The sequence below is a fragment of the Devosia sp. 63-57 genome (genome assembly GCF_001899045.1).
Lineage (GTDB): Bacteria > Pseudomonadota > Alphaproteobacteria > Rhizobiales > Devosiaceae > Devosia > Devosia equisanguinis.
In genome coordinates, this window is record NZ_MKUY01000005.1 from 681,387 (window position 1) to 706,632 (window position 25,246).

The window sequence follows — 25,246 nt, forward strand, 5'->3', positions numbered from 1 at the left end:
GATTGATAGTTTCGCCATGCAGCGCGACGGTATCGACAATCACATCCTGCAATTGCTCCGCCAGGACGGACGCATGAGCAATGCCAACCTCGCCCAGGCGGTGGGGCTGTCGCCATCGGCTTGCCTGCGGCGGTTGCATCTGCTTGAGGCCAATGGTGTCATTCGTGGCTATACTGCGCTCATCGATGATGGCGATGACGACGACCGTGCCACCATCGTGGTGCAGATCACGCTGGAAAAGCAGACCGAAGACTGCATGCGCAAATTCGAGGCGGCGGTGCGCAAATGTCCAGAGGTGCGGGAATGCTTCCTTATGGGCGGGGAAGTCGACTATTGGCTGGTGGTGGAGACGGACGGCATGGGCGGCTATGAGCGCGTCCACGCCGAAACCCTGTCACGCCTGCCGCATGTAGCGCGCATCCGCTCCAATTTTGCCATCCGCCGGGTCATCCGCTGAACGTCTGATCGGTCAGTTCAACTTTGCTTGCTGGCCAGCTGGTTGACATAGCCGCAGGCGCTCGCTGGCACCTCTTCGGCCAGCCAGGCGCGGAACAGCGCCAGCTTTGGGCTGTCGCGCCGACCCCTGGCGGTCGCCAGATAATAGCCGAGCTCGCCTTTGAAAGGATGTGCGAAGGGCCGCAGCAACCGTCCGTCGCTGACAGGGTCGGCGCTCATCATGTCGGCAGCAAGGAACAGGCCCTGGCCGGAAATAGCCGCATCGAACGCCAGCGAAGCATCCGAATAGACCGGGCCGGTGAGCTTTGTCGCCGGATCGCGGCCCATGTCGCTGAGCCAGGCCGGCCAGTCAAGCATGCTGGTGCGATCTTCGATCACCGGCACGCGGCTCAAGTCAGCAAGACTTTTCCAGCGCTGCAGAAATTCCGGTGCGCATACCGGCTGGTAGTCCTGTCCGCCGATCAGGCTGGCATTGATTCCCGACCAATCGCCATCGCCATAGCGAATGGCGCAGTCGATATCGGGCTGGGTGAGGTCGAGCATTTCGGCGGTGACGCGTAACCGCACTTCCAGCCCCGGGTGCCGATCGGAGAATTTGTGCACCCGCCAGATCAGCCAGCGCGAGGCAAAGACGCTGCCAACCGTGACATTGATCACGCCATCCTGGGCGCCGGTCAGCGTGCTCAGTCCACCCTGCAAGGCGGCAAAGCCGGCCGACAGCTGCGGCAGCACCTCTGCCAGGGCCGGCAATGGCCGAAGACCCTGCGGTGTGCGGGCGAATAGCTCCATGCCCAGCCGCTCTTCGGCCCGCCGCAAATGCTGGCTCACGGCACCGACGGTGACACCGAGTTCCTCTGCAGCTGGCGCCAGGGCGCCGCGCCGTGCCACGATTTCGATGGCGCGCAGTGCATTGAGGGGAATGGGGAAGGCCGTACTCATATAGTTTTTCTAAACCCGCGCCAAAACCTTGTCCATTGTCCCCTTGAGTGGATCGGCGCACAACAGCCTCAACATCAACCACTTCCCCGCCTCTGGAGAAAATCATGTCCCCCTTGGCCGCGCTGTGGCGCCGGCTGGGCCTCAACTTTGTTGCCCGGCCTCAGCCCAAAATCCGTGTTACCCATCCCGATTGCATGACGCTGCGCGATTGGGCGGACTTGCCGGTTCACCACCCTGTGACCGACTGTATGCCGCGCTGAAGCCACAAAGGCGGGCTAGAGCGGGGCCAGTCGATTTCCACGGACCCCGCAATTCATGTCCCGCATTACCCTTGCTCTTCTTGTCGGCCTTATGGCTGTAGCCCCCGCCCTAGCCCAGGACGCGCCCCAGCCTGCCTCGCAGGGTGAAGTCACCATCGACCCGCGTGCCAGCCTTACGGTGCAGCCGAAATCGGCGTCGCTATTGATGGGTCTTTATGCCACCCAGGCTACGCTTGATATCTGTGCGGTGCCGCCGGTCGAGCCGGCGAGCACCAATATGTCCGCTCATCGCCGTCAGCTCGAAGCCGGCCTCGGTCTCAACGAGTCTGCGGGTGAAGAGGCCTACCAGGACGTGCGGGCAGATGTCGAAATGGCTGGCGTCGATTGCGCCGATGCCAGCACCGACCGCCAGCAGGCCGATGCCGTGCTGGCGCTCTATTCCGGCCAGCGCTGACGTCGACTTATTCGCAGATTTGCGCCGTACAGGTGCGGCCGTGGCAGCCAAGGTCAAGATGCAGGTGATCCCTGTGCTCGGCATTGGCTTCCGGGCCTAGCACGGTGGTGAACAGTCCGCATGCTGCCCCGTGCGCCTGACGCAGTAGCTTGCCCTCGGCGCCACTGGCCGGAAGCCAGTTGCCGGGGAGGGCAATGTTGCGGCCATCCGCCAGGGTAAAGCCGGTTATATCCACCGCATTGGCAAAGCCGTGTTCGGAGATAAAACGCTCGTCGCCGCCATTGCGGTTGCGGCACACGAAGCTGGTTCCGGTATTGATGCTGTCCAGCCCGCTATCGAGCGCCGCGGTGGCATAGGCATCGACTTGGCTCGCCCAGTCCACCAGTGCGCCGGCCATGGCGCAATTGGTGACGATTGCACTGCTCAGCGCGACCTGCCTGCCATTGAGCACCAGAGCCGTTACCGAAAGTGGCGACCGCTCCCCGCATATGCCGTCGGCAATCGGCTCCATCATCTCTCCGATCACCTTCCCGCTCAAAAGAGCGGGGCAGGCGGTCTGGTAGATGCGCTCGGGCTCGGTCGGCCGCTCCGGCTGAGGCTTTGTCGTGACCGGCTCGATATCGGAGGTCTCGGGAGCCGCTTTCGGCGTAGGCTCGGCCTCCTCGTCTTTAGGGGCTGCCGTTTCCAGCAACGCTTCCCCCTCATTGGTCTCGGAAAAATCTGGCCGGGGGCGCGGCAGCGGTGGTGGCCCCTGTGGTTTGGTCGCGGCCTGAGGCGCCGGCTTGGTCACAGGCGCGGGCTTGGGGGCAGCGCCCTGCGTGAGGCCCTCCACGAAATTCTCGAGCGGCTTCAGAAAATCCTGCGCCTGCCCAGCGGTGATAGGCAAAGAGAGCAGGACGAGACTGGCGGCGATGAGCTGGGTCGTGCGCATGATGTCCACAACGCCACACTTGCATGCTGCGTTGCGTTTAACGCGGTGGAAACCATCTTTCTCGCCTCTTCCGCTTCTGCTATCAGCGCCCCATGACCACGCCGCTCAAGAATATCCGCAATTTTTCCATAGTCGCCCATATCGACCATGGCAAATCCACGCTCGCCGACCGCCTGATCCAGCTGACAGGCGGGCTCGACCTGCGTGAGATGAAGGAACAGGTCCTCGACTCGATGGATATCGAGCGCGAGCGCGGCATTACCATCAAGGCCCAGACCGTTCGGCTCAATTATAAAGCGCAGGACGGCGAGAACTACGTGCTCAACCTCATCGACACGCCCGGTCACGTCGACTTCGCCTATGAAGTCTCCCGCTCCATGGCCGCCGTGGAAGGCTCGCTCCTGGTCGTAGATGCGTCCCAGGGCGTCGAGGCGCAGACCCTCGCCAACGTCTATCACGCGCTGGATGCCAATCACGAGATCGTGCCGGTGCTCAACAAGGTCGACCTGCCGGCTGCCGACATTCCGCGCGTCAAGGCGCAGATCGAGGATGTCATTGGCATCGATGCCTCCGACGCCGTGGAGATCTCCGCCAAGACTGGCTTGGGCATCGACAAGGTGCTTGAGGCAATCGTGACGCGCCTCCCAGCGCCCAAGGGTGATATCGATGCGCCGCTCAAGGCGCTTCTCGTCGACAGCTGGTACGATACCTATCTTGGCGTCGTGGTTCTGGTCCGCATCATCGATGGGGTGATGAAGAAGGGCCAGCGTATCCGCATGATGGCCTCGGGCGCTGTCTATGAGCTCGACCGTGTCGCCGTGCAGACCCCCAAGCTGGTGGAAGTGGGTGAACTCACGCCCGGCGAGCTTGGCGTCTTCACCGCCTCGATCAAGGAAGTCGCCGATACCAATGTCGGCGACACCATCACCGACGATCGAAAGCCTACGGCCCAGCCGCTGCCCGACTTCCGCCCGGCCCAGCCGGTGGTGTTCTGTGGTCTCTTCCCGGTCGATGCCTCGGACTTCGACGAACTGCGCGCGGCCATGGGCAAGCTGCGTCTCAACGATGCCAGCTTCTCGTTCGAAATGGAAACCTCGGCAGCGCTGGGCTTTGGCTTCCGCTGCGGGTTCCTGGGGCTTTTGCACCTCGAGATCATCCAGGAGCGTCTCTCCAGAGAATTCGATCTCGATCTCATCGCCACCGCGCCATCGGTGGTCTACGAGGTCGAATTGACCAATGGCGAAACCCTGATGCTGCACAATCCGGCCGATCTGCCGGACGTAATGAAGATCGAGGAAATCCGCGAGCCCTGGATCAAGGCCACGATCCTGACGCCCGACGAATATCTCGGCGCTATCCTGAAACTCTGTCAGGACCGGCGCGGCATCCAGAACAACCTCTCCTATGTCGGCTCCCGCGCTCTAGTGGAATACGACTTGCCGCTCAATGAAGTCGTGTTCGACTTCTACGACCGCCTGAAGTCGATCTCCAAGGGCTATGCCAGCTTCGACTATAAACTCGACACCCACCGCACTGGCGACCTGGTGAAGCTGACGGTTCTGGTCAATGCCGAGCCCGTCGATGCGCTGGCCATGCTGGTTCACCGTTCGGTGGCTGAATCGCGCGGGCGGCAGATGTGCGAAAAGCTCAAGGAGCTGATCCCGCCGCATCTGTTCGTCATTCCGATTCAGGCCGCCATCGGTGGCAAGATCATTGCCCGCGAAACCGTCCGCGCCATGCGCAAGGACGTGACGGCCAAGTGCTATGGTGGCGACGCCACCCGCAAGCGCAAGCTCTTGGACAAGCAGAAAAAGGGCAAGGCCAAGATGCGCCAGTACGGCAATGTCAACATTCCGCAAGAAGCCTTCATCAAGGCCCTCAAGATGGGCGACGACTGATCCCTGGTCGCTCGTGTTGAGCCGCAGGATAGCCCTCGGGGAGGACCCGAGGGCTTTTGATTTCTGTTCTAGGCGCTGCCGATTAGAATGCCGGCCGCGAAGACCAGTGAGCCGCCCAGCACCACCTGCAGTACCGCCCGCCAGAACGGGGTCTGCATGAAGCGCTGCTGGATGAAGGCGATGGCCCAGAGCTCAATCAGCACGACAATTACCGCCACCGTGGTGGCAATGGTGAAATCGTGGATGAGATAGGGCAGGGCGTGGCCCAGCCCGCCCACGGCCGTCATGATCCCGGCGGCGAAACCCCGCTTGATCGGCGAGCCGCGCCCGGTCAGCTTGCCATCGTCGGAAGCCGCCTCGGTAAAGCCCATGGAAATGCCCGCGCCGATGGCAGCCGCAAGGCCCACAAGAAAAGTCTGGTGCGTGTCGCCGGTCGCAAAGGCGGCGGCAAAGACCGGCGCCAGCGTCGACACCGAGCCGTCCATCAATCCGGCAAGGCCCGGCTGCACATAGGTCAAAACGAACTGGCGGTGCGCCTCGCCCTTTTCGGTCTCCCGCCCGGCCTCACCCAACACCGCCTCATCGATCTGGTCCGCACGCGCCGCATGGCCCTTCTCGGCCATCGCCAGATCGCCCAGGAGCTTGCGAATGCCGGCATCGGTGACCTGCTTGGCTGCCTCGAGATAGAAGCGCCAGGCGCCTTCCTCCATCTCCCACACCTGCTGGCGCGCCTGTTCGAGCGTCAGGGTCTTTTGCAGCCATAATGGCTTGCGGGCGAGAAAACCGCGCACGTGTTCGCGCCGGATTGGCACCAGCCTTGTGCCGAAACGCGCCACATAGAGATCGAGCAGGCGCCGGCGATGCTCGTCCTCTTCGGCGGCCATGCCCTCGAACAAGGCGGCCGAACCGGGATAAGTCTCGCCCAGCCGGGCGGCATATTCCGAATAAATGCGCCCATCCTCTTCTTCAGCCGCAATGGCCAGCGACAGGATCTCGCGTTCGGACAGGGTGGCGAAGTCACGACGGTTGTCGGGCCAGAAGGAAAGCATAGGCGGCTCACAAGATTAGAATGGTTCTAAAAAATGATTAGAACCATTCTAATCTAAGTGCAAGCCCCAGCTGAAACTGATCAGGTCGCCTCCAGCCGCAGGGCGGCAAGCAGTTCCTGCTCCAGCGCGATGCGCCGCCGGCGGCTGTCAAAAAATCCGCGCAGCATATAGCCCAGTGCCTCGGCGGAAACCGGCTGCCGCCGCTGCGCCGCTGCACTCAGCAGCTCCTGCAATTCCTCCGCATGATCAATGTCGAGCTGGCTTTCACGCCGCAGGCGCGCCAGCATGGCATTGAGGTCGAGCAGATGCAGGCCGCCATTGGCTTCCATGGCGGGTTCCAGTTGCTCGCGATAGCTCTTGGCGCTGGCCGCCATCACCGTTTCGAGGCCCTTGGCGGCGTCGATGCACAGCGCCGCATCGACCTCGTCCGGCAGGGCGTCGGCAATCTCTTCGAGCACACGGCAGAGTTCGAGCTCAGCCGCATGGTTCTGGTCAACGGCGCCGAGGCGCGTCCTGGCCAATTTGTCCAGCATAGGAAGTCTCCACCCGCGGCCAGAGGCCGGCATGGTGCAGATTTAGACGCGTTTGGCGAAGCTGGCCTTGACCTAAGTCAAGACCGAGCGGCTGTGCCTACCAGTGAAACTCCGGGCCGTTTGCTCGGGCGCCCATCAGGAACACATCGCTCATCAGCCGCAGCGGGGCGGCATCGACATCACTTTGATGCGCATTGAGCAGGCTGGCGAACCGCTCGTAAATACCGGCATATTCGCGGTCACCATGCTCTAGCACCAGTTCGCCATTGATGCTCAGCTTGCGCCCACCATGCTCGAGCTTGATCTCGTTGCCCTTGTTGGTCTCGAAGCGAATGGTCCAGATTTCTCCGCTTTCTTCCAGCCAGTTGAAGCCGCAGCTCAAATCGGGCTTGTGCGCCTCGGCAGACTTGAAGCGGATATCGACATCCACGGGGGTCTGCTTGTTGGCCGGGAAGGTGAGCGCAGCGCTCTCGACGAAGACCGGGAACGGCATCACCTTGGTGAAGATGGAAAAGGCATTGATCCCCGGATCGCAGACACCGAACCCACCCGGCTCCCACACCCAGTCCTGGCCCGGATGCCATTTGCGCACGCTCTCGCGCCAGTCGATACGGGCCGACTTGACCCCTTCCTCGGCAAGGATCGACTTGGTCCGGTCAACGGCCGCGTTGTACTGACTGTGCCAGGTCTGGAACAGCACCCGACCACGCTTCGCTGCCTCGGCGATCAGATCGTCCAGTTCCGAAATTGTCGTGGTGGGCGGCTTTTCCATCATCACATCCTTGCCTGCGGCTAGCGCTTCGCGGACATAGGCATGGCGCACGCCAGGCGGTGTGCAGATGGAGACGAGTCCGATCTCGGGCATGGCGGCATAGAGCTCGCCCGGCGTCTTGAACACCGGCACGCCGCCATGGCCGACGCCGCGCGTCGACACGGTCGCAGCCAGCTCGAAATCATCAGACGCATCGATCACCGGCAAATGCTGATCCTGGGCAATCTTGCCCACGCCGATTACCGCGATTTTGCGCTTGGCCATGCCGGAACTCCCACGTTTGAGGCGGTGCTATAGAGCAGGTCTTGCCCCACTCTGCCAAGGCCTCAAACGGGGATAAGTATGATTTTTATGCGGCTGCGCCGTTGGCTGCTGGCTGCCACAGCTCGATCTGGTTGCCCTCGGGGTCATGGATGCGTGCGAAGCGGCCTGTTTCGGCGCTGTCCCATTCCTCAGGCCGGGTCTCGACAGCGATGCCGGCAGAACGCAGCTGCGCCATCATGGCGTCGAGATCATCGACACGGAAATTGATCATCCATTGCTTTTCAGCGGGAAAATAGTCGGTGTCTTGCTTGAACGGCGCGAAGACCGTCAGTCCCGCCTCCTGGGTAAAAAGCTCGCTCACGCCCAGATGCGTCTCGTACCAGTCAGCCAGTGCCGCCTTGTCCCGCGCCCGAAAGAAAAAGCCGCCAATCCCCGTCACCGTCGCCATGCCGGCCTCCCGTTGAGGACCGCACTATGACACGATCCGGGCGGGAGCATCGGACAATTCAGCGGATGAGGATCGCCCGGAAGTCGTTGACATTGGTGCCGGTCGGGCCGGTCATCAACAGATCGCCAATCGCCTCGAACGCGCCATAGGCATCGTTGTCGGCCAGCGCGGCCAGCGGGTCGATTCCTGCCTCACGCAGCCGCTGCGCCGAGGTGCCATCGACATAGGCACCAGCATTGTCCTCGGACCCGTCGATGCCATCTGTGTCCCCGGCCAGTGCCGTGACCCCTTCGACGCCGTCCAGAGCGATGGCCAGCGCCAGCAGGAACTCGCCGTTGCGCCCTCCGCGCCCGCTTCCGCGCAACGTCACCGTCGTCTCCCCGCCCGATAGCAGCACCACCGGCCTGGGGAAGGGGCGATTGCGCTGGACGATTTCGCGGGCGATGGCGGCATGCACCTGCGCCACGTCGCGCGCTTCGCCCTCGATTGCGTCGGACAAAATAGCCGCCTCGACCCCATGGGCGCGCGCCATCGCCGCCGCTGCTTCCAGCGACAGCGCCGCCGAGGCAATGGTGGCGACACTGTTGCGGGCGAATACCGGGTCGCTGGCCTCGGGGGGCAAATTCTCTTCGCTGGCCAGGAGCCGCGCAGCAGCCTCGGGCAGCTCAAGCCCGTAGAGCGCGGCAAGGCGGCGAGCCTCAGCGCGCCCACCGCGGAGTGGCAGGGTCGGGCCGGACGCGACCAATGCCGGATCGTCGCCGGGCACATCGGACACCACCAGCGTTACCACCCGCGCCGGCGCCGCCAATGCCGCCAGTCGCCCGCCCTTGATGGTCGAAAACTGGTTGCGAATAAGGTTCATCACCCCGATCGGGGCGCCGGACGCGAGCAGTGCCCGATTGACCGCCTGCTCGTCCTCCAGCGTCAGGCCACGGGCGGGTGCCGGCAGCAGTGACGACCCTCCGCCCGAGATCAGCGCCACCACCAGATCGTCTTCAGTGAGCCCGCTCACCAGCGCCTTGAGCCGTTCAGCCGCTGCACACCCGGCGGCATCAGGCACGGGATGAGCGGCTTCGACCACCTCGATCCGCTGGCAAGCCTCGCCATAGCCATAGCGGGTGACGATCAGGCCTTCGATCGCGCCCGGCCAGGCCTGTTCGAAGGCGCGCGCCATCTGTGCCGAGGCCTTGCCGGCGCCGATGACGATGGTACGGCCCATCGGGGGCTCGGGCAGGTGCCGCTCGACCGCCAGCGCCGGCTGCGCCTTGGCGACGGCCTCAACAAACAGCTTGTGCAGCGGCGCGCGATCCATCATCCGTCTTGCCCTCGGGGAGATTGCGGCGACCCTTTTGGCCACCCCACCTGCATTTGTCCAGCCATTGCGGCTTGTCAAACCCTCGTCACATAAGTCCACTAGCGGCAAGCCAAGGAGTGCCCATGACGCAGAGATTCGCCATCTACTATGCCCCTGATACGACCAGCGGGCTCTGGGACCGGGCGAGCGCCTGGCTGGGCCGCGATTCGGCCAGTGGCGAATTCTTCGAGGGTGCCGTCGCCGGCATCGAGCGCACGCGGTTGCTCAATCTCACCCAGTCGGCCAGCCGTTATGGCTTTCACGCCACCATCAAGCCGCCCATGGCTTTGGCCGATGGCGAAACCGCCGAAGGCCTGCGCACAGCGCTCGCCGATTTCGCCGCTCGACAGTCTGCGTTCTCCATTGGCCGCCTGCGTCTCGCCTCACTACATGGTTTTCTGGCGCTGGTGCCCGAAACCGAAAACGAGACCCTGCAGGATTTTGCCGCCGACGTCGTGGAAACATTCGACCCTTTCCGCGCGCCGCTTTCAGACCGGGACAAGGCTGCCCGTCGCGCCGCTGGCCTCAGCCCACACCAGGAGGAGTTGCTCGAAGCCTATGGCTACCCCTATGTCTTCGACCAATTCCGCTTCCACATGACCCTCACCGACCGGCTCGCCGAGGATGATCACCACGATCTGTCTGCCGCAGCCAATACCTGGTTTGGCCCGCTTCTCGGCGATGCCGTCACCATTGACCGTCTGGTCGTCTACCATGAGCCCGATAGTGGGCGCCCCTTCCGCCGTCTCGACGATTTCCGCCTCGGAGCCTGATTACAAGTGTCGCAAACCATCCTCACCAACGCCCGCATCGTGCTCGCCGACGAGATCGTTGAGGGGAACCTCGTGATCGACAAGGGGCAGATCAGCGCCATCGACTCCGGCGTGTCCCGCACCGGCGAGGATATGGGTGGGGACTATGTCATTCCCGGACTCGTGGAACTGCACACCGACCATCTCGAGAACCACTACCGCCCGCGCCCGGGTGTGTTCTGGGACCCGCTGGCGGCCCTGCATGCTCATGATGCACAAGTGGCCGGCTCCGGCATCACCACGGTCTTCGACGCGGTGCGTATCGGTTCGGACAATGATCTGCCCGACATGCTCGACCATGCCAAAAAGCTCGTTGACGCCATCCGCGCCGGCGTCGCGGGCGGCTGGACCCGTGCGGAGCATTTCATCCATCTCCGCTGCGAATTGCCCAGCCACGACGTCGTCGCCCATTTCGACGCGCTGGCCAACCATCCCTCGACCCGCCTGGCCTCGGTCATGGACCACACGCCCGGACAGCGCCAGTTCCGCTCGCTCGAAGACTACAAGCGCTTCTATGCCAAGCAGATGGGTCGCACCGACGCGGAATTGCAGGCCTATCTCAACGCCCGCCAGGCCGAGCACGATCAGTATTCGAACGCCAATCGCAAGGCCATTGTTGCCCGCGCCCACGAGCTTGGTCTGGCCCTCGCCAGCCATGACGACGCCACCCTCGCTCATGTCGAGGAAGCGGCTGAGGACGGCGTTGCCATTGCCGAATTTCCCACTACGCTCGAAGCGGCCTCGGCCGCCCACGATGCGGGACTCGCCATTCTCATGGGCGCCCCCAATGTGGTGCGTGGGCGGTCGCACTCGGGCAATATCTCGGCCACCGACCTCGTCGCTGCCGGCCTTCTCGATATTCTGAGCTCCGACTACGTCCCCTTTGCGCTACTGCAAGCCGTCTTCCTCATGCCAAAGCGTGTCGAGGGCCTTGACCTGCCGCAGGCCTTGGCTACCGTGACGTCTAATCCGGCGCGCGCCGCCGGCCTGACCGACCGTGGCGAGATCGCCCTGGGCAAGCGGGCCGATCTGGTGCGGGTCTTGGAGCAGGGGCCGCTGCCGGTGGTGCGCGGCGTGTGGCGGGAAGGGCAGCGGGTCAGTTGAGCGAAAGACCGCCGGGGGTTCTGGTTCTGATTGTCGGCCCTTCTGGGGTCGGTAAGGATACGCTGATCACGGGTGCCCGCCACGCGCTCGATGGCGACAAGCGCTTCAGTTTCGTCCGGCGCCTGGTTACCCGGCCGACCGATGTCGACCTTGAGGATCATATCAGCATCGACCCCGTGGAATTTGCCCTCGGCAAGGCCTCGGGTCGTTTCGCGCTGTGCTGGGATGCCCATGGTCTCAATTATGCCCTGCCCATGTCAGTCGATACCGACCTGACCCTGGGCCGGGTGGTAATCGCCAATATTTCCCGCCACGTCATTCCGGCCGCCATCGCGCGCTATCCAATGTGCCGTGTGGTGCAGATTTCGGCCGAGATATCGCTGCGCGCCGAACGCCTGGCGCGGCGTGGGCGCGAAAACCGGGACCAGATTGCCGCCCGCCTCGCCCGCGAAGGCGCCGCAATGCCCGCCGATGTCAGTCCAATCGTCATCGACAATTCCAGCTCCGTCGCTATCGGGGTCACCGCTCTGGTTATGGCCCTGCGCGCCATCGCCCAGGATTGAACCCTTTCGCCGGCCGCGCGTTGGTCATCTCGACCAGCGTCAAACCAGCGTCAGGAGTTTTTATGTCCCGTAACGGTCTTTATGCAGTGATCGCGATCCTGTTGATCGCCATCGTCGGCTTCGGCATTTACAGCTACCAGCAGCAGCAGGCCCGCCCGGGCGTTGAGATCCGTGTCGATGAGCAGGGGGTCTCGATCGATGGAAACGGTTAATCCCAATGACCCCGCCCGCCTCGACATCATTCGCCAGGCACTGAGCGAGGAAATCGATCGCCAGGCGCAGGCGGGTGCGTCCCGGATCGACGTCATGGCCTTGGCAGAAGCCGTCGAAACCACCCTTAGTGCGCCGGTGACGGTCTCGGAGGGCAAGCGGCCGTCTGAACTCAACGCCACCAATGACGACTGATGTGGGTTTGGCCGCGTGGGCATAGCGCCAGACATGGGCCCAAATGGAAACGGGCGGGGTTTCCTCCCCGCCCGCTGGTGTTTTAGGTCCCCTGTCGGGGTTTTTGGCAGCGCTTACTTCAGGCCGTCGGTGACAACAGTGGTATAGGCGCCTTCAGGGTTGGCCTTGATGATGCTCTGGTCCAGCAGGGCCTTCACAGTGCGGTCATAGGTGGCCATGTCGAGTGCAGCATCGTCGGCATCGACGAGCTTGGAGACCTCGCCCACCATATAGCGCTGGTGCGCCAGTTCGGCGGCGCCGGTATCGTCGGCCTCGACCACGATTTCTGCGGCTTCATCGGGGTTTTCGAGCGCATAGGCCCAGCCCTTCATCGAGGCGCGTACGAAACGGGTATAGGCATCGACCTTGGCCGGGTCCTTGAGGCTGTCTTCCATCACATAGAGACCGTCTTCGAGCAGGTCATTGCCCATTTCGGTATAGTTGAAGATGGTGAGATTGTCCGGACCATAGCCCGCGTCGAGTGCCTGGCCATATTCGTTATAGGTCATCACCGAGATACAGTCCGCCTGGCCCTGGATCATCGGCTGGATGTCAAAGCTCTGCTGCAGCACGGTGACGCCGCCTTCCGAGCCATCGGTCTTGAGGCCCAGCTTGTTCATCCAGGCAAAGAACGGATATTCATTGCCGAAGAACCAGACGCCCAGCGTGTGGCCCGGGAAATCGGCTTCCGACTTGATGCCTGTTTCGGTCGGGCAGATCATCATCAGACCCGAGCGCTTGAAGGGCTGGGCGATGTTGACCAGCGGCACGCCGCTTTCGCGGGCTGCCATGCCGGCCGCCATCCAGGTGACGATGATGTCGGCGCCACCGCCGGCGATCACCTGTTCGGGGGCGATATTGGGGCCGCCCGGCAGGATGGTGATGTCGAGGTCTTCCTCATCGTAAAAGCCCTTGGCTTCGGCGACGAGATAGCCGGCGAACTGCGCCTGGGTCACCCATTTGAGCTGCAGCGTCAGCGCATCGGCAGCCAGTGCGCTGGCAGCGCCGCTGAGGAGCAACGTGCCGGCCATCAACCCTGTGATCAGTTTCTTCATTGTCGTTCCCTTTTCCCTTTACGCCCGTCCACCACGGACAGACGGATGCCAGAAGGTGACGCCCCTTTCGATGAGGGCGATCACCCCGTAGAAGGCGGACCCCGCGACCGCCGCAACAGCGATCTCCGCCCAAACCAGGTCGATGGCGAGACGCCCCACCCCGGTCGATATCCGGAAGCCCATTCCCACAACGGGCGTCCCGAAGAATTCCGCTACGATTGCGCCGATCAAGGCCAGAGTCGAGTTGATCTTGAGGGCGTTGAAGATAAACGGCGCGGCAGCGGGCAGACGCAGCTTGAACAACGTCTGCCAATAGGAAGCGGCATAGGTGCGCATCAGGTCGCGCTCCATCACCGAGGCGGCATTGAGCCCGGCCACGGTGTTCACCAGCATGGGGAAAAAGGTCATGGCCACGACGACGGCCGCTTTGGACTGCCAGTCGAAGCCAAACCACATCACCATGATGGGGGCGATGCCGATGATCGGCAGTGCCGACATGAAATTGCCGATCGGCATGATCCCGGCCTTGAGGAAGGGCGAGCGGTCAACGAGAATCGCCGCAACGAGGCCCGCCAGACACCCAATGGCATAGCCAGGCAGCACCGACTTGATGAAAGTCTGGACGAAATCGGCCCACAAAATGCCGGTTTCCGCGGCCAGCCGCGCCCCGATGGCTGATGGCGGCGGCAACAGCACGGCCGGCACATTGGCGCCGCGCGTCACCACTTCCCACATCACCAGCAAGGCAAGTCCGAAGGTGATGGGGATGATGAGACCTATACCAGTCTCGGGCAACTTGCCCTCGCGAATTTGAGCTGAAAGCCGCTCGACGAACAGCCAGGCAAAGCCCCAGGCCGCAATCAGCGCCAGCCAATAATGGACCGGCATGGTGCCAGCGGGCAGCGAGGCGATGAGCGCCCAGGCGCCCAGCGCCGCCATGAAACCATCGAGCCAGAACCGCCAGGGCAGCACGAAGCGCAGAAGCGACAGGGCCGCGAAGGTGAAAAACACTTGCAGCAGCGGTGCACTGCCCAGCGTCGGCAGGGTGGCAAGGACGCCGAAAACGCCGCAGCCACCAGCGACCAATGCCAGATAGAGTTGTAGGGAAGTGAGTTTGTGCCTCATGCCCGCACCCCCATCCGCGCATTCACATAGCGCTCGGCACCGCCGACAATGGCCACCAGCACCGCCGCCAGCCCGGCCGCAATGAACAGTGCCGCCCAGATCTGGATGGTCTGGCCATTATAGGAGCCGGTGAGAAGGCGCACGCCGAGCCCGCCGCCAGAGGCATTGGAAAGCTCGGCCACCACCGCCCCGATCAGCGAAATGGCGATGCCCACCTTCATCGAGGCGAAGAGAAACGGCATGGCTGCCGGCCAGCGCAGCTTCCAGAAGGTTTGCCAGCCATTGGCATCATAGGTGCGCATCAGATCGAGCTGGATGCTTTCGGGCGAGCGCAGGCCCTTGACCATGCCGACAACGACCGGGAAAAAGCTGAGATACATCGAGATCAGCGATTTCGGCACTAGCCCGGTCAGCCCCACCGCGCCCAGTCCCACCACCACCATAGGCGCCACGGCAAGAATGGGAATGGTCTGGCTGGCAATGATCCAGGGCATAAGCGAGCGGTCCGAGGCATCGTTGTGGATGATGGCTACCGCCAACAATACGCCCAGCGCCGTGCCCAGCGCGAAGCCGAGCAGCGTCGCCGACAGCGTGATCCAGCCATGATAGGCCAGTGAGCGCTTGGAATTGATGTCGAGCGCCACCGTGGCATTCCAGATTTCGGAAATCACCTGGTGTGGCGCCGGAAGCACCGGCTTGTCCTGCGACCAGGTCTGCTGCGCAAAGTCAGAGAAGGGGACGTTTTCGAGGCCAGCTCGGGCGTTGAGCGTATTCTGCCAGGGCGCATTCATGTGGATCGCCATGGCATACCAGAAGAGGATAATGGCAGCGAGAACGGTGAGAACGGGGATGATGCGGGTCATGGGTTGAACACCCCCACCCAACCTCCCCCTAGAGAAGGGGGAGGGGTGCATCGAGTATGCCTCGATACCTTCCCGAAAACCGGCAAGCTCCTCCCCCGCCTTCCGGGGGAGGCTGGGTGGGGGCCTTCATGACGAAGTCTCGCCCCCATCACACATGCTCCTCATCATAGCTGTGCCCAGCCCTGAGGCCGTCGCGCACCCGTGCGGCAATTTCGAGAAATTCCGGCGTCTCGCGAATGTCCAGCGGGCGCTCGCGCGGCAAGCTGCTCTCGATGACATCGGTCACCCGGCCAGGGCGCGGCGACATCACCACGATCTTTGTCGAAAGATAGACTGCCTCGGGAATGGAATGTGTCACAAAGCAGATGGTTTTTTGTGTGCGTCCCCAGAGTTTCAGCAATTCGGAATTGAGATGGTCGCGCACGATCTCGTCCAGCGCCCCGAACGGCTCGTCCATCAGCAGCAGGTCGGCGTCGAAGGAGAGGGCGCGGGCAATCGAGGCACGCTGTTGCATGCCGCCCGACAATTGCCAGGGATATTTCTTCTCGAAACCGGCGAGGTTCACCAGGTCCATGGTGCGCTTGACGCGCTCGGCCTGCTGGGCCGCCGAATAGCCCATGATCTCAAGCGGCAGCGCCACGTTCTTCTCAATCGTCCGCCATGGATAGAGCGCGGCGGCCTGGAACACATAGCCATAGGCGCGCGCCTTGCGCGCCTCCTCGGCAGTCATGCCGTTGATGCTGAGCGTGCCAGAGGTCGGCTTTTCCAGATCCGCGATGGTGCGCAGGAAGGTGGTCTTGCCGCAGCCCGAAGGGCCGATGAAGGAAACGAAATCGCCTTTGTTGATGGTGAGATTGACGTCGCTCAGCGCCACCACATCGCCGTCGCCGGCCGGAAAGGTGAGGCCAAGATGTTCGGCGCGGACGACGGGGACGGCCGTCCCTGCCGAGCCTCCCGCTGCAAAATTGGACGACGTTTCGGACAAAAGTTCGACCCCTCTAACTCTTCTGCGGCCAGAAGAGACCGCTGCAAATGCGATCTTTCCCGGTGGACGCGCCGGCGGCGCCCTTTGCATCTTTCAGTGCAAGACCCATGCCGTTCTCCGGAAATGCGGGGGAGATTTCCCTTTTTCTCCCGCGCCCTTCGGCCTGTGCCTTGTTTTTCATCAGCCTGCCGACAACTAGACCCCAGTTGCCGGAATGCCGCTGCGTTCCACCTTGCGCGGCGCCACGATCTCTTTCCACTGGCTGAGGGCCCTGTTCACAGGGTTCTTCGCTTCGCGCGCCACGAACTTGCCATGGCCCGGCTCGGCCTTGATCTCGTCTTCGACGATAGACACCTTGCCGCGGCTCAGCACGTAACGGGGCAGGCCCGTCACCTCGAAGCCTTCGAATACATTGTAGTCGATCACCGATTGCTGGCTCTTGGCGCTGATGGTCTTCTTGCGCTTGGGGTCCCAGACGATGAGGTCGGCATCGGCGCCCACCAGCACCGCACCCTTCTTAGGATACATGTTGAGGATCTTGGCGATATTGGTCGAAGTCACGGCCACGAACTCGTTGGGCGTGAGACGGCCGGTATTGACGCCCGCGGTCCAGAGCACCGGCAATCGGTCTTCGAGCCCGCCCGTGCCGTTCGGAATCTTGGCAAAATTGCCGATACCGTTACGCTTCTGCTCGCTGGTAAAGGCGCAATGGTCGGTGGCGACGCAGGACAGCGAGCCGGACTGTAACCCGGCCCAGAGCGAGTCCTGATGCTGCTTGTTGCGGAAGGGTGGCGACATCACCCGGCGCGCCGCATGGTCCCAGTCGGGATTGAAATATTCGCTCTCGTCCAGCGTCAGATGCTGGATCAGCGGCTCGCCATAAACCCGCATGCCCTTGGCCCGAGCGCGGCGGATGGCTTCATGCGCCTGCTCGCAGGAGGTGTGCACGACATAGAGCGGTACGCCCGCCATATCGGCGATCATGATGGCGCGATTGGTGGCCTCGCCCTCGACCTCGGGCGGGCGCGAATAGGCGTGGCCTTCCGGCCCATTATTGCCTTCGGCGAGGAGCTTGGCGGTCATGGCCGCGACCACATCGCCATTCTCGGCATGGACGAGCGGCAAGGCGCCAAGCGCGGCGCAGCGCTGGAATGACGCGAACATCTCGTCGTCATTGACCATCAGGCTGCCCTTATAGGCCATGAAATGCTTGAAGCTGGTGATCCCCCGATCCACCACTTCGGCCATTTCGTTGAAGACCTGTTCGCCCCACCAGGTGATGGCCATGTGGAAGGAGTAATCGGCGCTGGCCTTGCCGGTCTTGTTGTCCCACATTTTCAGCGCTTCGAGCAGGCTCTGGTCCGGATTGGGCAGGCAGAAATCCACCACCATGGTGGTGCCGCCCGCCAGTCCGGCCCGCGTGCCGCTCTCGAAGTCGTCGGCCGAATAAGTGCCCATGAACGGCATTTCGAGATGGGTATGTGGATCGATCCCACCCGGCATGATGTAGCAGCCCGTGGCGTCCAGCACCTCGTCGCCGGACAGATCCTGCCCGATCTCGACGATCACATCGCCCTCAATTTTGACATCAGCCTTATAGGACAGATCGGCGGTGACGACGGTACCGTTCTTGATGACCTTGCTCATTGTACGTTCCCTGTATTAGAGGCCCCCTCATCCGTCTCGCCCTGCGGGCGAGCCACCTTCTCCCCGAGAGGGAGAAGACCGGATCGTGCCTGATGGAGAAATTTGGCGCCGTCAGCTGCACGGGCGCCTCTTATTCCTCTCCCACTTGGGGAGAGGTCGGGTGAGGGGGAGCCCTCGATCACTTCCATGATCAGCTCGCAGACCGTTTCGCGATGGCTGAGAACCTCATGATTCCAGAAGCGCAACACGGAATAGCCGTCAGCATTGAGGAGCGCAGTTCGCTTCTCGTCCGCGACATTCTCAGCATGCTGATTGCCGTCGAGTTCGACAATCAAGGCGGCCTCCCTGCAGGCGAAGTCCACTATGTAGGGGCCGATTGGCATCTGCCGCACGAATTTCAACCCTTTCAGCCCGCGATTGCGGAGCACATACCAAAGCCGATTTTCGGCGATGGAGGCATTGCGACGCAATTGACGGGGGCGTGTCGTCACGGAGACGCTCCCTCGCCGCAACACCGGTTCCGTTCTTCTCCCTTTCGTGGAAAAGGTGGCGCGCAGCCCCGTGAGAAAGGCATGCATCTCACTCCACGATCTCCGCTGTCTCCAGCACCGCGTGGAACAGCACATCCGCGCCCGCCGCGGCCCAGTCCTTGGAGATTTCCTCGGCTTCGTTGTGGCTGAGGCCGCCGACGCAGGGACACATGATCATCACCGAGGGGGCAATTTTGTTGGTCCAGCAGGCGTCATGGCCGGCCCCAGAGATGATGTCCATATGGCTGTAGCCGAGCTTTTCGGCAGCAGAGCGGACCCGGGCAACGAGGGTGGGGTCGAAGGTGACCGGGTCGAAATGGCCCACTGCCTCGACAGCGCAGCCCACGCCCATCTCGGCGCAGATCTCGGCCGCCCGCTTTTCGATTTCGGCACGCATGCGGTCGAGCTTGTTCTGATCGGGCGTGCGCAGATCGACGGTAAATACAACCGTCCCTGGCAACACGTTGCGTGAATTGGGCGAGAACCTCACCTGTCCGGTGCCCGCCACCGCGCCGGGCTGTTCGGACATGGCGATGGTCTGCACCGCCTCGAAAATGCGCGCCATGGCCAGCCCGGCATTGACGCGCATGGCCATCGGCGTCGAGCCGGTATGGGCCTCCTTGCCGGTCAGCGTGAATTCGAGCCACCACAGGCCCTGACCGTGGGTGACCACGCCGATCTGCTTGTTCTCGGCTTCGAGAATGGGGCCCTGTTCGATGTGATATTCGAGATAGGCATGCATCTTTCGCGCGCCCACTTCTTCATCGCCCAGCCAGCCGATACGCTTGAGTTCCTCGCCATAGCTCAGACCCTCCTGGTCTTTGCGGCCATAGGCGTAGTCGAGGCTATGCACCCCGGCGAAGACGCCGGAGGCCAGCATGGCCGGGGCAAAGCGCGCCCCTTCTTCATTGGCCCAATTGGTGACGACGATGGGGTGCTTGGTCTTGATGTTGAGATCGTTGAGCGAGCGCACCACTTCAAGCCCCGCCAAGACGCCTAGAACGCCGTCATATTTGCCGCCAGTCGGTTGGGTATCGAGATGGCTGCCGACATAAACAGGCAGCGCGTCGGGATCAGTGCCGGGGCGGGTCATGAACATGGTGCCCATCTTGTCGACGCCCATGGTCAGTCCCGCCGCTTCGCACCAGGCCTGGAACAGCTCGCGCCCCTGCTTGTCTGCATCGGTCAGCGTCTGGCGATTATTGCCCCCGGCAATGCCGGGCCCAACCTGGGCCATCTCCATCAGGCTCTCCCAGAGCCGATCGCCATTGATCCGAAGGTTCTCGCCGGGAGAGGTCATGTTGTGTGCTCGTGAGATAGGTCGAAACAAAAAGCCCCGCCATCGCGGTGATGCGCATGGCAGGGCCGGGAGGATGAAAGAGAGAGCGGGCAGAGCCCGCTCCCAAAGGAGTGAGGCAATGGTGTCAGCGATGCATGTTCGACGCTGACCATATTGCCTACTTCACGCTCGGGAAGCTGAATTCGGCGCCGCCCTTGATCCCGGCGGGCCAGCGCGTGGTGACAGTCTTGAGCCGCGTATAAAAGTGGATACCTTCGGGCCCATAAATCGAGTGATCGCCGAACAGCGAGCGCTTCCAGCCGCCGAAGCTATGATAGGCCACCGGCACAGGGATCGGCACGTTGATGCCAACCATGCCCACTTCGATCTTGTCGGCAAATTCGCGGGCGGCGTCGCCGTCGCGGGTGAAAATGGCGGTGCCATTGGCATATTCATGCCCATGGATCAAATCGACCGCGTCCTGGAAGCTGTCGCGGCGCACCACTGACAGCACCGGTCCGAAAATCTCTTCCTTGTAGATTTTCATCTCCGGCTCGACATTGTCGAACAGCGTGCCGCCGACATAATAGCCGTTCTCATAGCCCTGAAGCTTGAAACCACGGCCATCGACGACGAGCTTTGCACCCTGCCCGACCCCGGAATCGATATATCCAACAATCTTGTCGCGATGCATCTTGGTCACGACCGGACCCATTTCGGCATCCTTGTCGGTGGCCGGGCCGATCTTGAGGCTTTCGACGCGTGGCTTGAGTTTTGCGACAAGCGCGTCGGCGGTGTCCTTGCCCACCGGCACGGCCACCGAGATCGCCATGCAGCGCTCGCCGGCCGAACCATAACCCGCGCCCATCAGCGCGTCGGCTGCCTGGTCGAGATCGGCATCGGGCATGATGATCATGTGGTTCTTGGCGCCGCCAAGCGCCTGAACCCGCTTACCGGCCTTGGTGCCGCGCTGGTAGACATATTCGGCAATCGGGGTCGAACCGACAAAGCTGACGGCCTTGATGTCGGGGTGGTCGAGAATGCCGTCGACCATCTCTTTGTCGCCATGGACGACATTGAGAATGCCCTCGGGCAGGCCGGCTTCCATGAACAGGTTCCAGGCCAGCATCGGTGCCGACGGATCGCGCTCGGAGGGCTTCAAAATGAAGGCATTGCCGCAGGCAATAGCGGCCGGATACATCCACATCGGCACCATGGCCGGGAAGTTGAACGGGGTGATGCCAGCAACGACGCCCAGCGGCTGGCGATCGGAATAGGAATCGATGCTCGGCCCGACATTGCGGGAGAACTCGCCCTTGAGCAGATGCGGGATGCCGCAGGCAAAATCGACGCAGTCGATGCCACGGGCCACTTCGCCCAGCGCGTCGTCATGCACCTTGCCATGTTCCTTGGAAATCTCGCGGGCGAGATCGTCGGCATATTGATCGAGCAATGCCTTGAACTTGAACATGACGCGAGCGCGCTTCATCGGCGGGGTATTGCCCCAGGCGATTTGCGCCTTCTTGGCGTTTTCGACGGCCGCGTTCAGCTCATCCAGGGTCGAGAGCGGCAATTCCGCGCTCTGCTCGCCAGTGGCCGGGTTGAACACCGGCACCCGGCGGGTCGAGGACGACACATAGCGCTTGCCGGCAACGGCGTTTTCGATGATCTGCATCAGTCAATGCTCCTCAGGGCCTTGCGCACCGCGTCGATCAGTTCGCCGATCTGGCTCTCCGAAATGATCAAGGGCGGGGAGAGGGCGATGATGTCGCCGGTGGTGCGGATCAGATAGCCCTGCTCGAAGGCGTTGAGGAAAGCCGAAAAGGCGCGCTTGGTCGGCTGTCCGGCAATGGGTTCGAGCTCGATGGCGCCGACAAGGCCGATATTGCGGATGTCGATGACATGCGGCTCGCCCTTGAGCGAATGCAGCGCATCTTCCCACACTTTGGCAAGCTCGGCTCCGCGCGTCAGCAGACCCTCTTCCTTATAGGTTTCAAGCGTGGCGAGGCCTGCCGCCGAGGCAATCGGGTTCCCCGAATAGGTATAGCCGTGGAAAAACTCGATGAGATGCTCCGGCCCGGTCATGAACGCGTCGTGGATCTCGGCCGAGACCAGCACCGCGCCCATGGGAATGACGCCATTGGTCAGACCCTTGGCCGTGACCATGATATCGGGAACGACATCGAAATAGTCGGCGCCGAACGGCGTTCCGAGGCGGCCATATCCGGTGATCACCTCGTCAAAGATCAGCAGGATACCGTGCTTCTTGGTGATTTCACGCAGGCGCTTGAGGTATCCCGGCGGCGGGATCAAGACGCCGGTGGAGCCTGCTACCGGCTCGACGATGACCGCGGCGATGGTAGAGGCGTCATGCAGGGTGACAATGCGCTCGAGTTCGTCCGCCAGTTCCACGCCATTGGCCGGCTCGCCGCGCGAGAAGGCGTTCTTGGAGAGGTTATGGGTATGCGGCAGGTGGTCGACGCCGGTCAGCAGGGTACCGAACATCTTGCGGTTGGAGACGATGCCACCCACCGAGATGCCGCCGAAATTGACGCCGTGATAGCCGCGCTCGCGCCCGATCAGGCGGAAGCGGCTGCCATCGCCCTTGGCGCGGTGATAGGCCAGCGCCACCTTGAGGGCGGTTTCCACGGATTCAGAGCCGGAATTGGTGAACAGCACATGGTCGAGCCCGTCGGGGGCAATATCAACGATGCGATTGGCGAGCTCGAACGCCTTGGGGTGGCCCATCTGGAAAGCGGGTGCGTAGTCGAGCTCTGCGGCCTGCTTGCCGATGGCTTCCACGATCTTGGGCCGCGCGTGACCGGCATTGACGCACCAGAGGCCCGCCGTGCCATCGAGCACCTGGCGGCCGTCGGAGGTGGTGTAATGCATGTCCTTGGCGGCCACGAACATGCGCGGGGATTTTTTGAACTGCCGGTTCGCCGTAAACGGCATCCAGAACGCGCTCAGATCGTTTGGCGCAACGGCGGATGAAGTGGACACGAAACTCTCGCTCCCAATGAAGTGGACCGGTTTTTCTTTTTGGGTCTTGACGGAAGGACCTGAACCCAAGAAATTTTGACCAGTTGGAAAAATGTTAGCATCCCTACACATTCCCGCAAGGCGAAAATGACCTCTAAAAAGCTGAAAGCTGCGGAGCATCCAACACCGGTGTCGAGGCGTCAGCACAAGGCCGATGCGAAAGCCGCCGCACATTCGCCGACCAAGCCGCGGCCGCTGACGCGCATCCAGAAGGAAAAGCAGGACATCATTCTCGAGGCGGCGCTGGAGGTCTTCTCTGTGCACGGCTTTCGCGGCGCGACCATCGACCAGATCGCCGAAGTGGCGGGGATGAGCAAACCCAACCTGCTCTACTATTTTCCCAAAAAGGAAGAGATCCATCGCCGCCTGATCGCCGCCTTGCTCGACACCTGGCTGGCGCCGTTGCGCGAGATGGACGAAAACGGCGATCCCTTCTCCGAAATTCGCTCCTACATTCGCCGCAAGCTAGAAATGGCGCGCGACTTCCCGCGGGAAAGCCGGCTCTTCGCCAATGAGATGCTGCAGGGCGCCCCGCGCATCAGCGAAATGATCGAGGTCGATCTCAAGGGCCTGGTCGATGAAAAGGCAAGGCTTCTTATGGGGTGGATGGACGAAGGCAAGATCGCCCGTACCGATCCCTACCACCTGATCTTTTCCATCTGGGCCACTACCCAGCATTACGCCGATTTCGACGTGCAGGTGCGTGCCGTGCTTGGTCCGGGTCGCAATGGCGAAGGGCGCTTCGAAGATGCCGCTCGCACCCTCGAACAGCTCTATCTCCATGGGCTGACACCGCGCAACCGCTAGGCTGAACGTCTCAGGCGGCGCGTGGCGTATCGAGCGGGCTGCTGGGTGGTGGCCTATTGCTGCCGCTGAAGCGATAGCCACCGCCATCGCCGCGCTTGGCCTCGTAAAGTGCCCTGTCGGCTTGCTTCAGCAGGGTGACCGGCGGCTGGGCCAGGCCATTCTCCACGATACCGATGCTGACACCGACCGAGACATTACGGCCGACCGATTGCAGCGGCATGCCCACATTGGCAATCCAGGCCTCTGCCAGGGCACTGAGATTGTCGCGACGCTGACCGCGCCGCACCACCGCAACGAACTCGTCACCGCCCACACGGGCCAGCATTTCGCCCTCTCGCATGCCGGCCATCAGGCGTTGGCTGACCTCGATCAGCGCCTGATCGCCCATGTGGTGGCCGAACATGTCGTTGATCGGTTTGAAGCGGTCGAGATCCAGTGCGAACAGCGAGAACGGCTCATTGGCCTCCGCCAGGCGCGAGAGTTCGGCATCAAGCGCCACGCGGTTGGGCAGCCGGGTCAGGTGGTCGCTCTTTGCCTGTTCCTCGGCATGAAGGCGCTGTTTCTCGAGCAGCCGCACATGCCGCAACATGGCGAGCAGACATCCCAGGACACCGCCGATGAACAGCAGGATGAGCGGTACGCGGGTGGGCGCATGCGCAGTCAGCAACTGGGTGCCCGGGCTTGCTGCATGCCAGGCGAGGAACATGCCACCTCTTGGGCCACCCAGCAGCGGGATCGACTGCATACGTACGCCATCTGGGGGCGTGGCGACAATGCGCAGGGTATCGAGGCCGGCGACCAGGCCCAACTCAGCCACGGCCTGGTCCATTTCGTCGTCCGGGATATGCGGGAGAATATCGGCTACATGCACCGCGCGATTGCGCTCTTCTTCCATCGATATCGCGTCGGTGGTCGACATGACATGCAATACCGAGGCAAAGAGCACGATGACGGCGAGGATGGCGCTCAGAAAGGCGCCCAGCACCAGAAAGCGTATGGGCGCAAGCGCTCGACCGTCATCGGCATGTATCGCGCTGAAGCGGGGTGTGGGTGTCATTTTCGAGTGGTGGTCCGCGTCCGCCACCACTCTGGCCCGACAATGGTTCGTAACCGGTTAGCGGCCGTCCAGCTTCTCGGTATCGGTCATTCGGCGTGCCGACATCAGCGCCAGGGGTCGACCATCGGGATCGGCGAAAAAGGCCATCCATTCTTCCGTACCGTCCTCGTGCCGGTGCACACGGTGCGGCTCGCGCAGGAAGTCTATGCCATTTTGCACCAGAGCCGCGTGGCTGGCCACGATATCCTCGACCCTGAAATAGAGAATGGATTCTGCCCCGGCCTCGGTGCCCTGCTGCAGATAAAGCCTGATGCCGCCGGCATCGAAAAAGGCCATGCCGTCAAACTTGTACAATAGGGCCAAGCCGAGCCTGTCTCTGTACCATGCAAGCGAGGCCTCGATGTCGCGCACCGTGCGCGCAATCTGTCCGATGGGACCAATTTGAGTGGAAGATGCCATGTTTTGCTCCTCTGCCGGCCAGCCGTGCAGTTGAGCTTACTCTGGTTTCGCGTTCGCCGCCCGCCTTTCGCTACCTGGTCTTAACCCTGCACTGGCCATGGTCGATCCAATCATCG

General features: G+C 62.5%; 27 protein-coding genes. 9 read left to right on the plus strand and 18 right to left on the minus strand.

Features of this window, described 5'->3' with window-relative positions; all coding sequences use genetic code 11:
- Nucleotides 1-16: 16 nt before the first annotated feature.
- Entirely contained in the window at nucleotides 17-457 is a 441-nt protein-coding gene (locus BGO80_RS11585) for an Lrp/AsnC family transcriptional regulator (RefSeq protein WP_286723009.1), read from the plus strand.
- A gap of 17 nt (nucleotides 458-474) precedes the next feature.
- Here the strand turns inward: BGO80_RS11585 and BGO80_RS11590 are convergent, their stop codons facing one another.
- Nucleotides 475-1,395, minus strand: a complete 921-nt coding sequence (locus BGO80_RS11590) for a LysR substrate-binding domain-containing protein (RefSeq protein WP_286721600.1) — start codon at nucleotides 1,393-1,395, stop codon at nucleotides 475-477.
- Between the two features lie 315 nt (nucleotides 1,396-1,710).
- On the opposite strand from BGO80_RS11590, the gene BGO80_RS11595 reads away from it, so the two are divergent.
- A complete protein-coding gene (locus tag BGO80_RS11595; RefSeq protein ID WP_286721601.1) occupies nucleotides 1,711-2,109 on the plus strand; it encodes a hypothetical protein in 399 nt (132 codons plus the stop codon).
- A 7-nt stretch (nucleotides 2,110-2,116) separates the two neighbouring features.
- Here the strand turns inward: BGO80_RS11595 and BGO80_RS11600 are convergent, their stop codons facing one another.
- The gene (locus BGO80_RS11600) at nucleotides 2,117-3,040 is read right to left on the minus strand and encodes an extensin-like domain-containing protein (RefSeq protein WP_286721602.1); all 924 of its coding nucleotides are present in this window, start codon (nucleotides 3,038-3,040) and stop codon (nucleotides 2,117-2,119) included.
- Nucleotides 3,041-3,132: 92 nt separating this feature from the next.
- Here BGO80_RS11600 and lepA point away from each other — a divergent pair, with 92 nt between their 5' ends.
- Nucleotides 3,133-4,938: a translation elongation factor 4 gene (gene lepA / locus BGO80_RS11605; RefSeq protein WP_126148782.1), complete on the plus strand. Its 1,806-nt coding sequence runs from the start codon at nucleotides 3,133-3,135 to the stop codon at nucleotides 4,936-4,938.
- Nucleotides 4,939-5,006: 68 nt separating this feature from the next.
- On the opposite strand, the gene mbfA is transcribed toward lepA, so the two are convergent.
- The 5 genes from mbfA to BGO80_RS11630 form a co-directional block, all read right to left on the minus strand.
- Nucleotides 5,007-5,987 carry an iron exporter MbfA gene (mbfA, locus tag BGO80_RS11610; RefSeq protein ID WP_286721603.1) on the minus strand — a complete coding sequence of 327 codons (981 nt, stop codon included), beginning with the start codon at nucleotides 5,985-5,987 and terminating at the stop codon, nucleotides 5,007-5,009.
- 80 nt (nucleotides 5,988-6,067) lie between these two features.
- Nucleotides 6,068-6,520, minus strand: coding sequence for a hemerythrin domain-containing protein (locus tag BGO80_RS11615; RefSeq protein ID WP_126148784.1), 453 nt, complete (start codon nucleotides 6,518-6,520; stop codon nucleotides 6,068-6,070).
- Nucleotides 6,521-6,617: 97 nt separating this feature from the next.
- Nucleotides 6,618-7,556, minus strand: a complete 939-nt coding sequence (locus BGO80_RS11620; protein WP_286721604.1) for a Gfo/Idh/MocA family protein — start codon at nucleotides 7,554-7,556, stop codon at nucleotides 6,618-6,620.
- 85 nt (nucleotides 7,557-7,641) lie between these two features.
- Nucleotides 7,642-8,004: a VOC family protein gene (locus BGO80_RS11625; RefSeq protein WP_286721605.1), complete on the minus strand. Its 363-nt coding sequence runs from the start codon at nucleotides 8,002-8,004 to the stop codon at nucleotides 7,642-7,644.
- Nucleotides 8,005-8,062: 58 nt separating this feature from the next.
- Entirely contained in the window at nucleotides 8,063-9,319 is a 1,257-nt protein-coding gene (locus tag BGO80_RS11630) for a glycerate kinase type-2 family protein (RefSeq protein ID WP_286721606.1), read from the minus strand.
- A 122-nt stretch (nucleotides 9,320-9,441) separates the two neighbouring features.
- On the opposite strand from BGO80_RS11630, the gene BGO80_RS11635 reads away from it, so the two are divergent.
- The 5 genes from BGO80_RS11635 (at nucleotide 9,442) to BGO80_RS11655 (ending at nucleotide 12,242) form a co-directional block, all read left to right on the plus strand.
- A complete protein-coding gene (locus tag BGO80_RS11635; protein WP_286721607.1) occupies nucleotides 9,442-10,131 on the plus strand; it encodes a DUF1045 domain-containing protein in 690 nt (229 codons plus the stop codon).
- 6 nt (nucleotides 10,132-10,137) lie between these two features.
- Complete coding sequence (locus tag BGO80_RS11640) at nucleotides 10,138-11,274, plus strand: alpha-D-ribose 1-methylphosphonate 5-triphosphate diphosphatase (protein WP_286721608.1); 1,137 nt, start codon at nucleotides 10,138-10,140, stop codon at nucleotides 11,272-11,274.
- Complete coding sequence (gene phnN / locus BGO80_RS11645; RefSeq protein ID WP_164550194.1) at nucleotides 11,271-11,837, plus strand: phosphonate metabolism protein/1,5-bisphosphokinase (PRPP-forming) PhnN; 567 nt, start codon at nucleotides 11,271-11,273, stop codon at nucleotides 11,835-11,837. Before BGO80_RS11640 ends, phnN begins: the two co-directional genes overlap by 4 nt.
- Before the next feature lie 62 nt (nucleotides 11,838-11,899).
- A complete protein-coding gene (locus tag BGO80_RS11650; RefSeq protein WP_164550195.1) occupies nucleotides 11,900-12,049 on the plus strand; it encodes a hypothetical protein in 150 nt (49 codons plus the stop codon).
- Entirely contained in the window at nucleotides 12,036-12,242 is a 207-nt protein-coding gene (locus BGO80_RS11655; protein WP_126148791.1) for a hypothetical protein, read from the plus strand. Before BGO80_RS11650 ends, BGO80_RS11655 begins: the two co-directional genes overlap by 14 nt.
- A gap of 113 nt (nucleotides 12,243-12,355) precedes the next feature.
- Here BGO80_RS11655 and BGO80_RS11660 read toward each other — a convergent pair whose 3' ends face one another.
- From BGO80_RS11660 to aptA, 9 genes are all read right to left on the minus strand, one after another.
- Nucleotides 12,356-13,336 (minus strand): ABC transporter substrate-binding protein, encoded by a 981-nt coding sequence (locus tag BGO80_RS11660; protein WP_126148792.1) that lies wholly within the window; start codon nucleotides 13,334-13,336, stop codon nucleotides 12,356-12,358.
- 18 nt (nucleotides 13,337-13,354) lie between these two features.
- Nucleotides 13,355-14,461 (minus strand): ABC transporter permease, encoded by a 1,107-nt coding sequence (locus BGO80_RS11665; RefSeq protein ID WP_286721609.1) that lies wholly within the window; start codon nucleotides 14,459-14,461, stop codon nucleotides 13,355-13,357.
- Complete coding sequence (locus BGO80_RS11670; RefSeq protein WP_286721610.1) at nucleotides 14,458-15,324, minus strand: ABC transporter permease; 867 nt, start codon at nucleotides 15,322-15,324, stop codon at nucleotides 14,458-14,460. Before BGO80_RS11670 ends, BGO80_RS11665 begins: the two co-directional genes overlap by 4 nt.
- 148 nt (nucleotides 15,325-15,472) lie before the next feature.
- Nucleotides 15,473-16,309, minus strand: coding sequence for an ABC transporter ATP-binding protein (locus BGO80_RS11675; RefSeq protein WP_223214065.1), 837 nt, complete (start codon nucleotides 16,307-16,309; stop codon nucleotides 15,473-15,475).
- Between the two features lie 195 nt (nucleotides 16,310-16,504).
- Nucleotides 16,505-17,956 (minus strand): dihydropyrimidinase, encoded by a 1,452-nt coding sequence (gene hydA, locus BGO80_RS11680; protein ID WP_286721611.1) that lies wholly within the window; start codon nucleotides 17,954-17,956, stop codon nucleotides 16,505-16,507.
- The gene (locus BGO80_RS11685) at nucleotides 17,953-18,447 is read right to left on the minus strand and encodes an endonuclease domain-containing protein (RefSeq protein WP_286721612.1); all 495 of its coding nucleotides are present in this window, start codon (nucleotides 18,445-18,447) and stop codon (nucleotides 17,953-17,955) included. Before BGO80_RS11685 ends, hydA begins: the two co-directional genes overlap by 4 nt.
- A gap of 88 nt (nucleotides 18,448-18,535) precedes the next feature.
- Nucleotides 18,536-19,786 carry a Zn-dependent hydrolase gene (locus tag BGO80_RS11690; protein ID WP_286721613.1) on the minus strand — a complete coding sequence of 417 codons (1,251 nt, stop codon included), beginning with the start codon at nucleotides 19,784-19,786 and terminating at the stop codon, nucleotides 18,536-18,538.
- 157 nt (nucleotides 19,787-19,943) lie between these two features.
- Entirely contained in the window at nucleotides 19,944-21,440 is a 1,497-nt protein-coding gene (locus BGO80_RS11695; protein WP_286721614.1) for a CoA-acylating methylmalonate-semialdehyde dehydrogenase, read from the minus strand.
- Entirely contained in the window at nucleotides 21,440-22,768 is a 1,329-nt protein-coding gene (gene aptA / locus BGO80_RS11700; protein WP_502686557.1) for an omega-aminotransferase AptA, read from the minus strand. Before aptA ends, BGO80_RS11695 begins: the two co-directional genes overlap by 1 nt.
- Before the next feature lie 126 nt (nucleotides 22,769-22,894).
- Between aptA and BGO80_RS11705 the strand changes: the two genes are divergently transcribed.
- Nucleotides 22,895-23,614 carry a TetR family transcriptional regulator C-terminal domain-containing protein gene (locus BGO80_RS11705; RefSeq protein WP_286721615.1) on the plus strand — a complete coding sequence of 240 codons (720 nt, stop codon included), beginning with the start codon at nucleotides 22,895-22,897 and terminating at the stop codon, nucleotides 23,612-23,614.
- 10 nt (nucleotides 23,615-23,624) lie between these two features.
- Here the strand turns inward: BGO80_RS11705 and BGO80_RS11710 are convergent, their stop codons facing one another.
- Together BGO80_RS11710 and BGO80_RS11715 are read right to left on the minus strand one after the other, a co-directional pair.
- Entirely contained in the window at nucleotides 23,625-24,671 is a 1,047-nt protein-coding gene (locus BGO80_RS11710; protein ID WP_286721616.1) for a GGDEF domain-containing protein, read from the minus strand.
- Nucleotides 24,672-24,728: 57 nt separating this feature from the next.
- A complete protein-coding gene (locus BGO80_RS11715; RefSeq protein ID WP_286721617.1) occupies nucleotides 24,729-25,130 on the minus strand; it encodes a VOC family protein in 402 nt (133 codons plus the stop codon).
- Nucleotides 25,131-25,246: the final 116 nt, after the last annotated feature.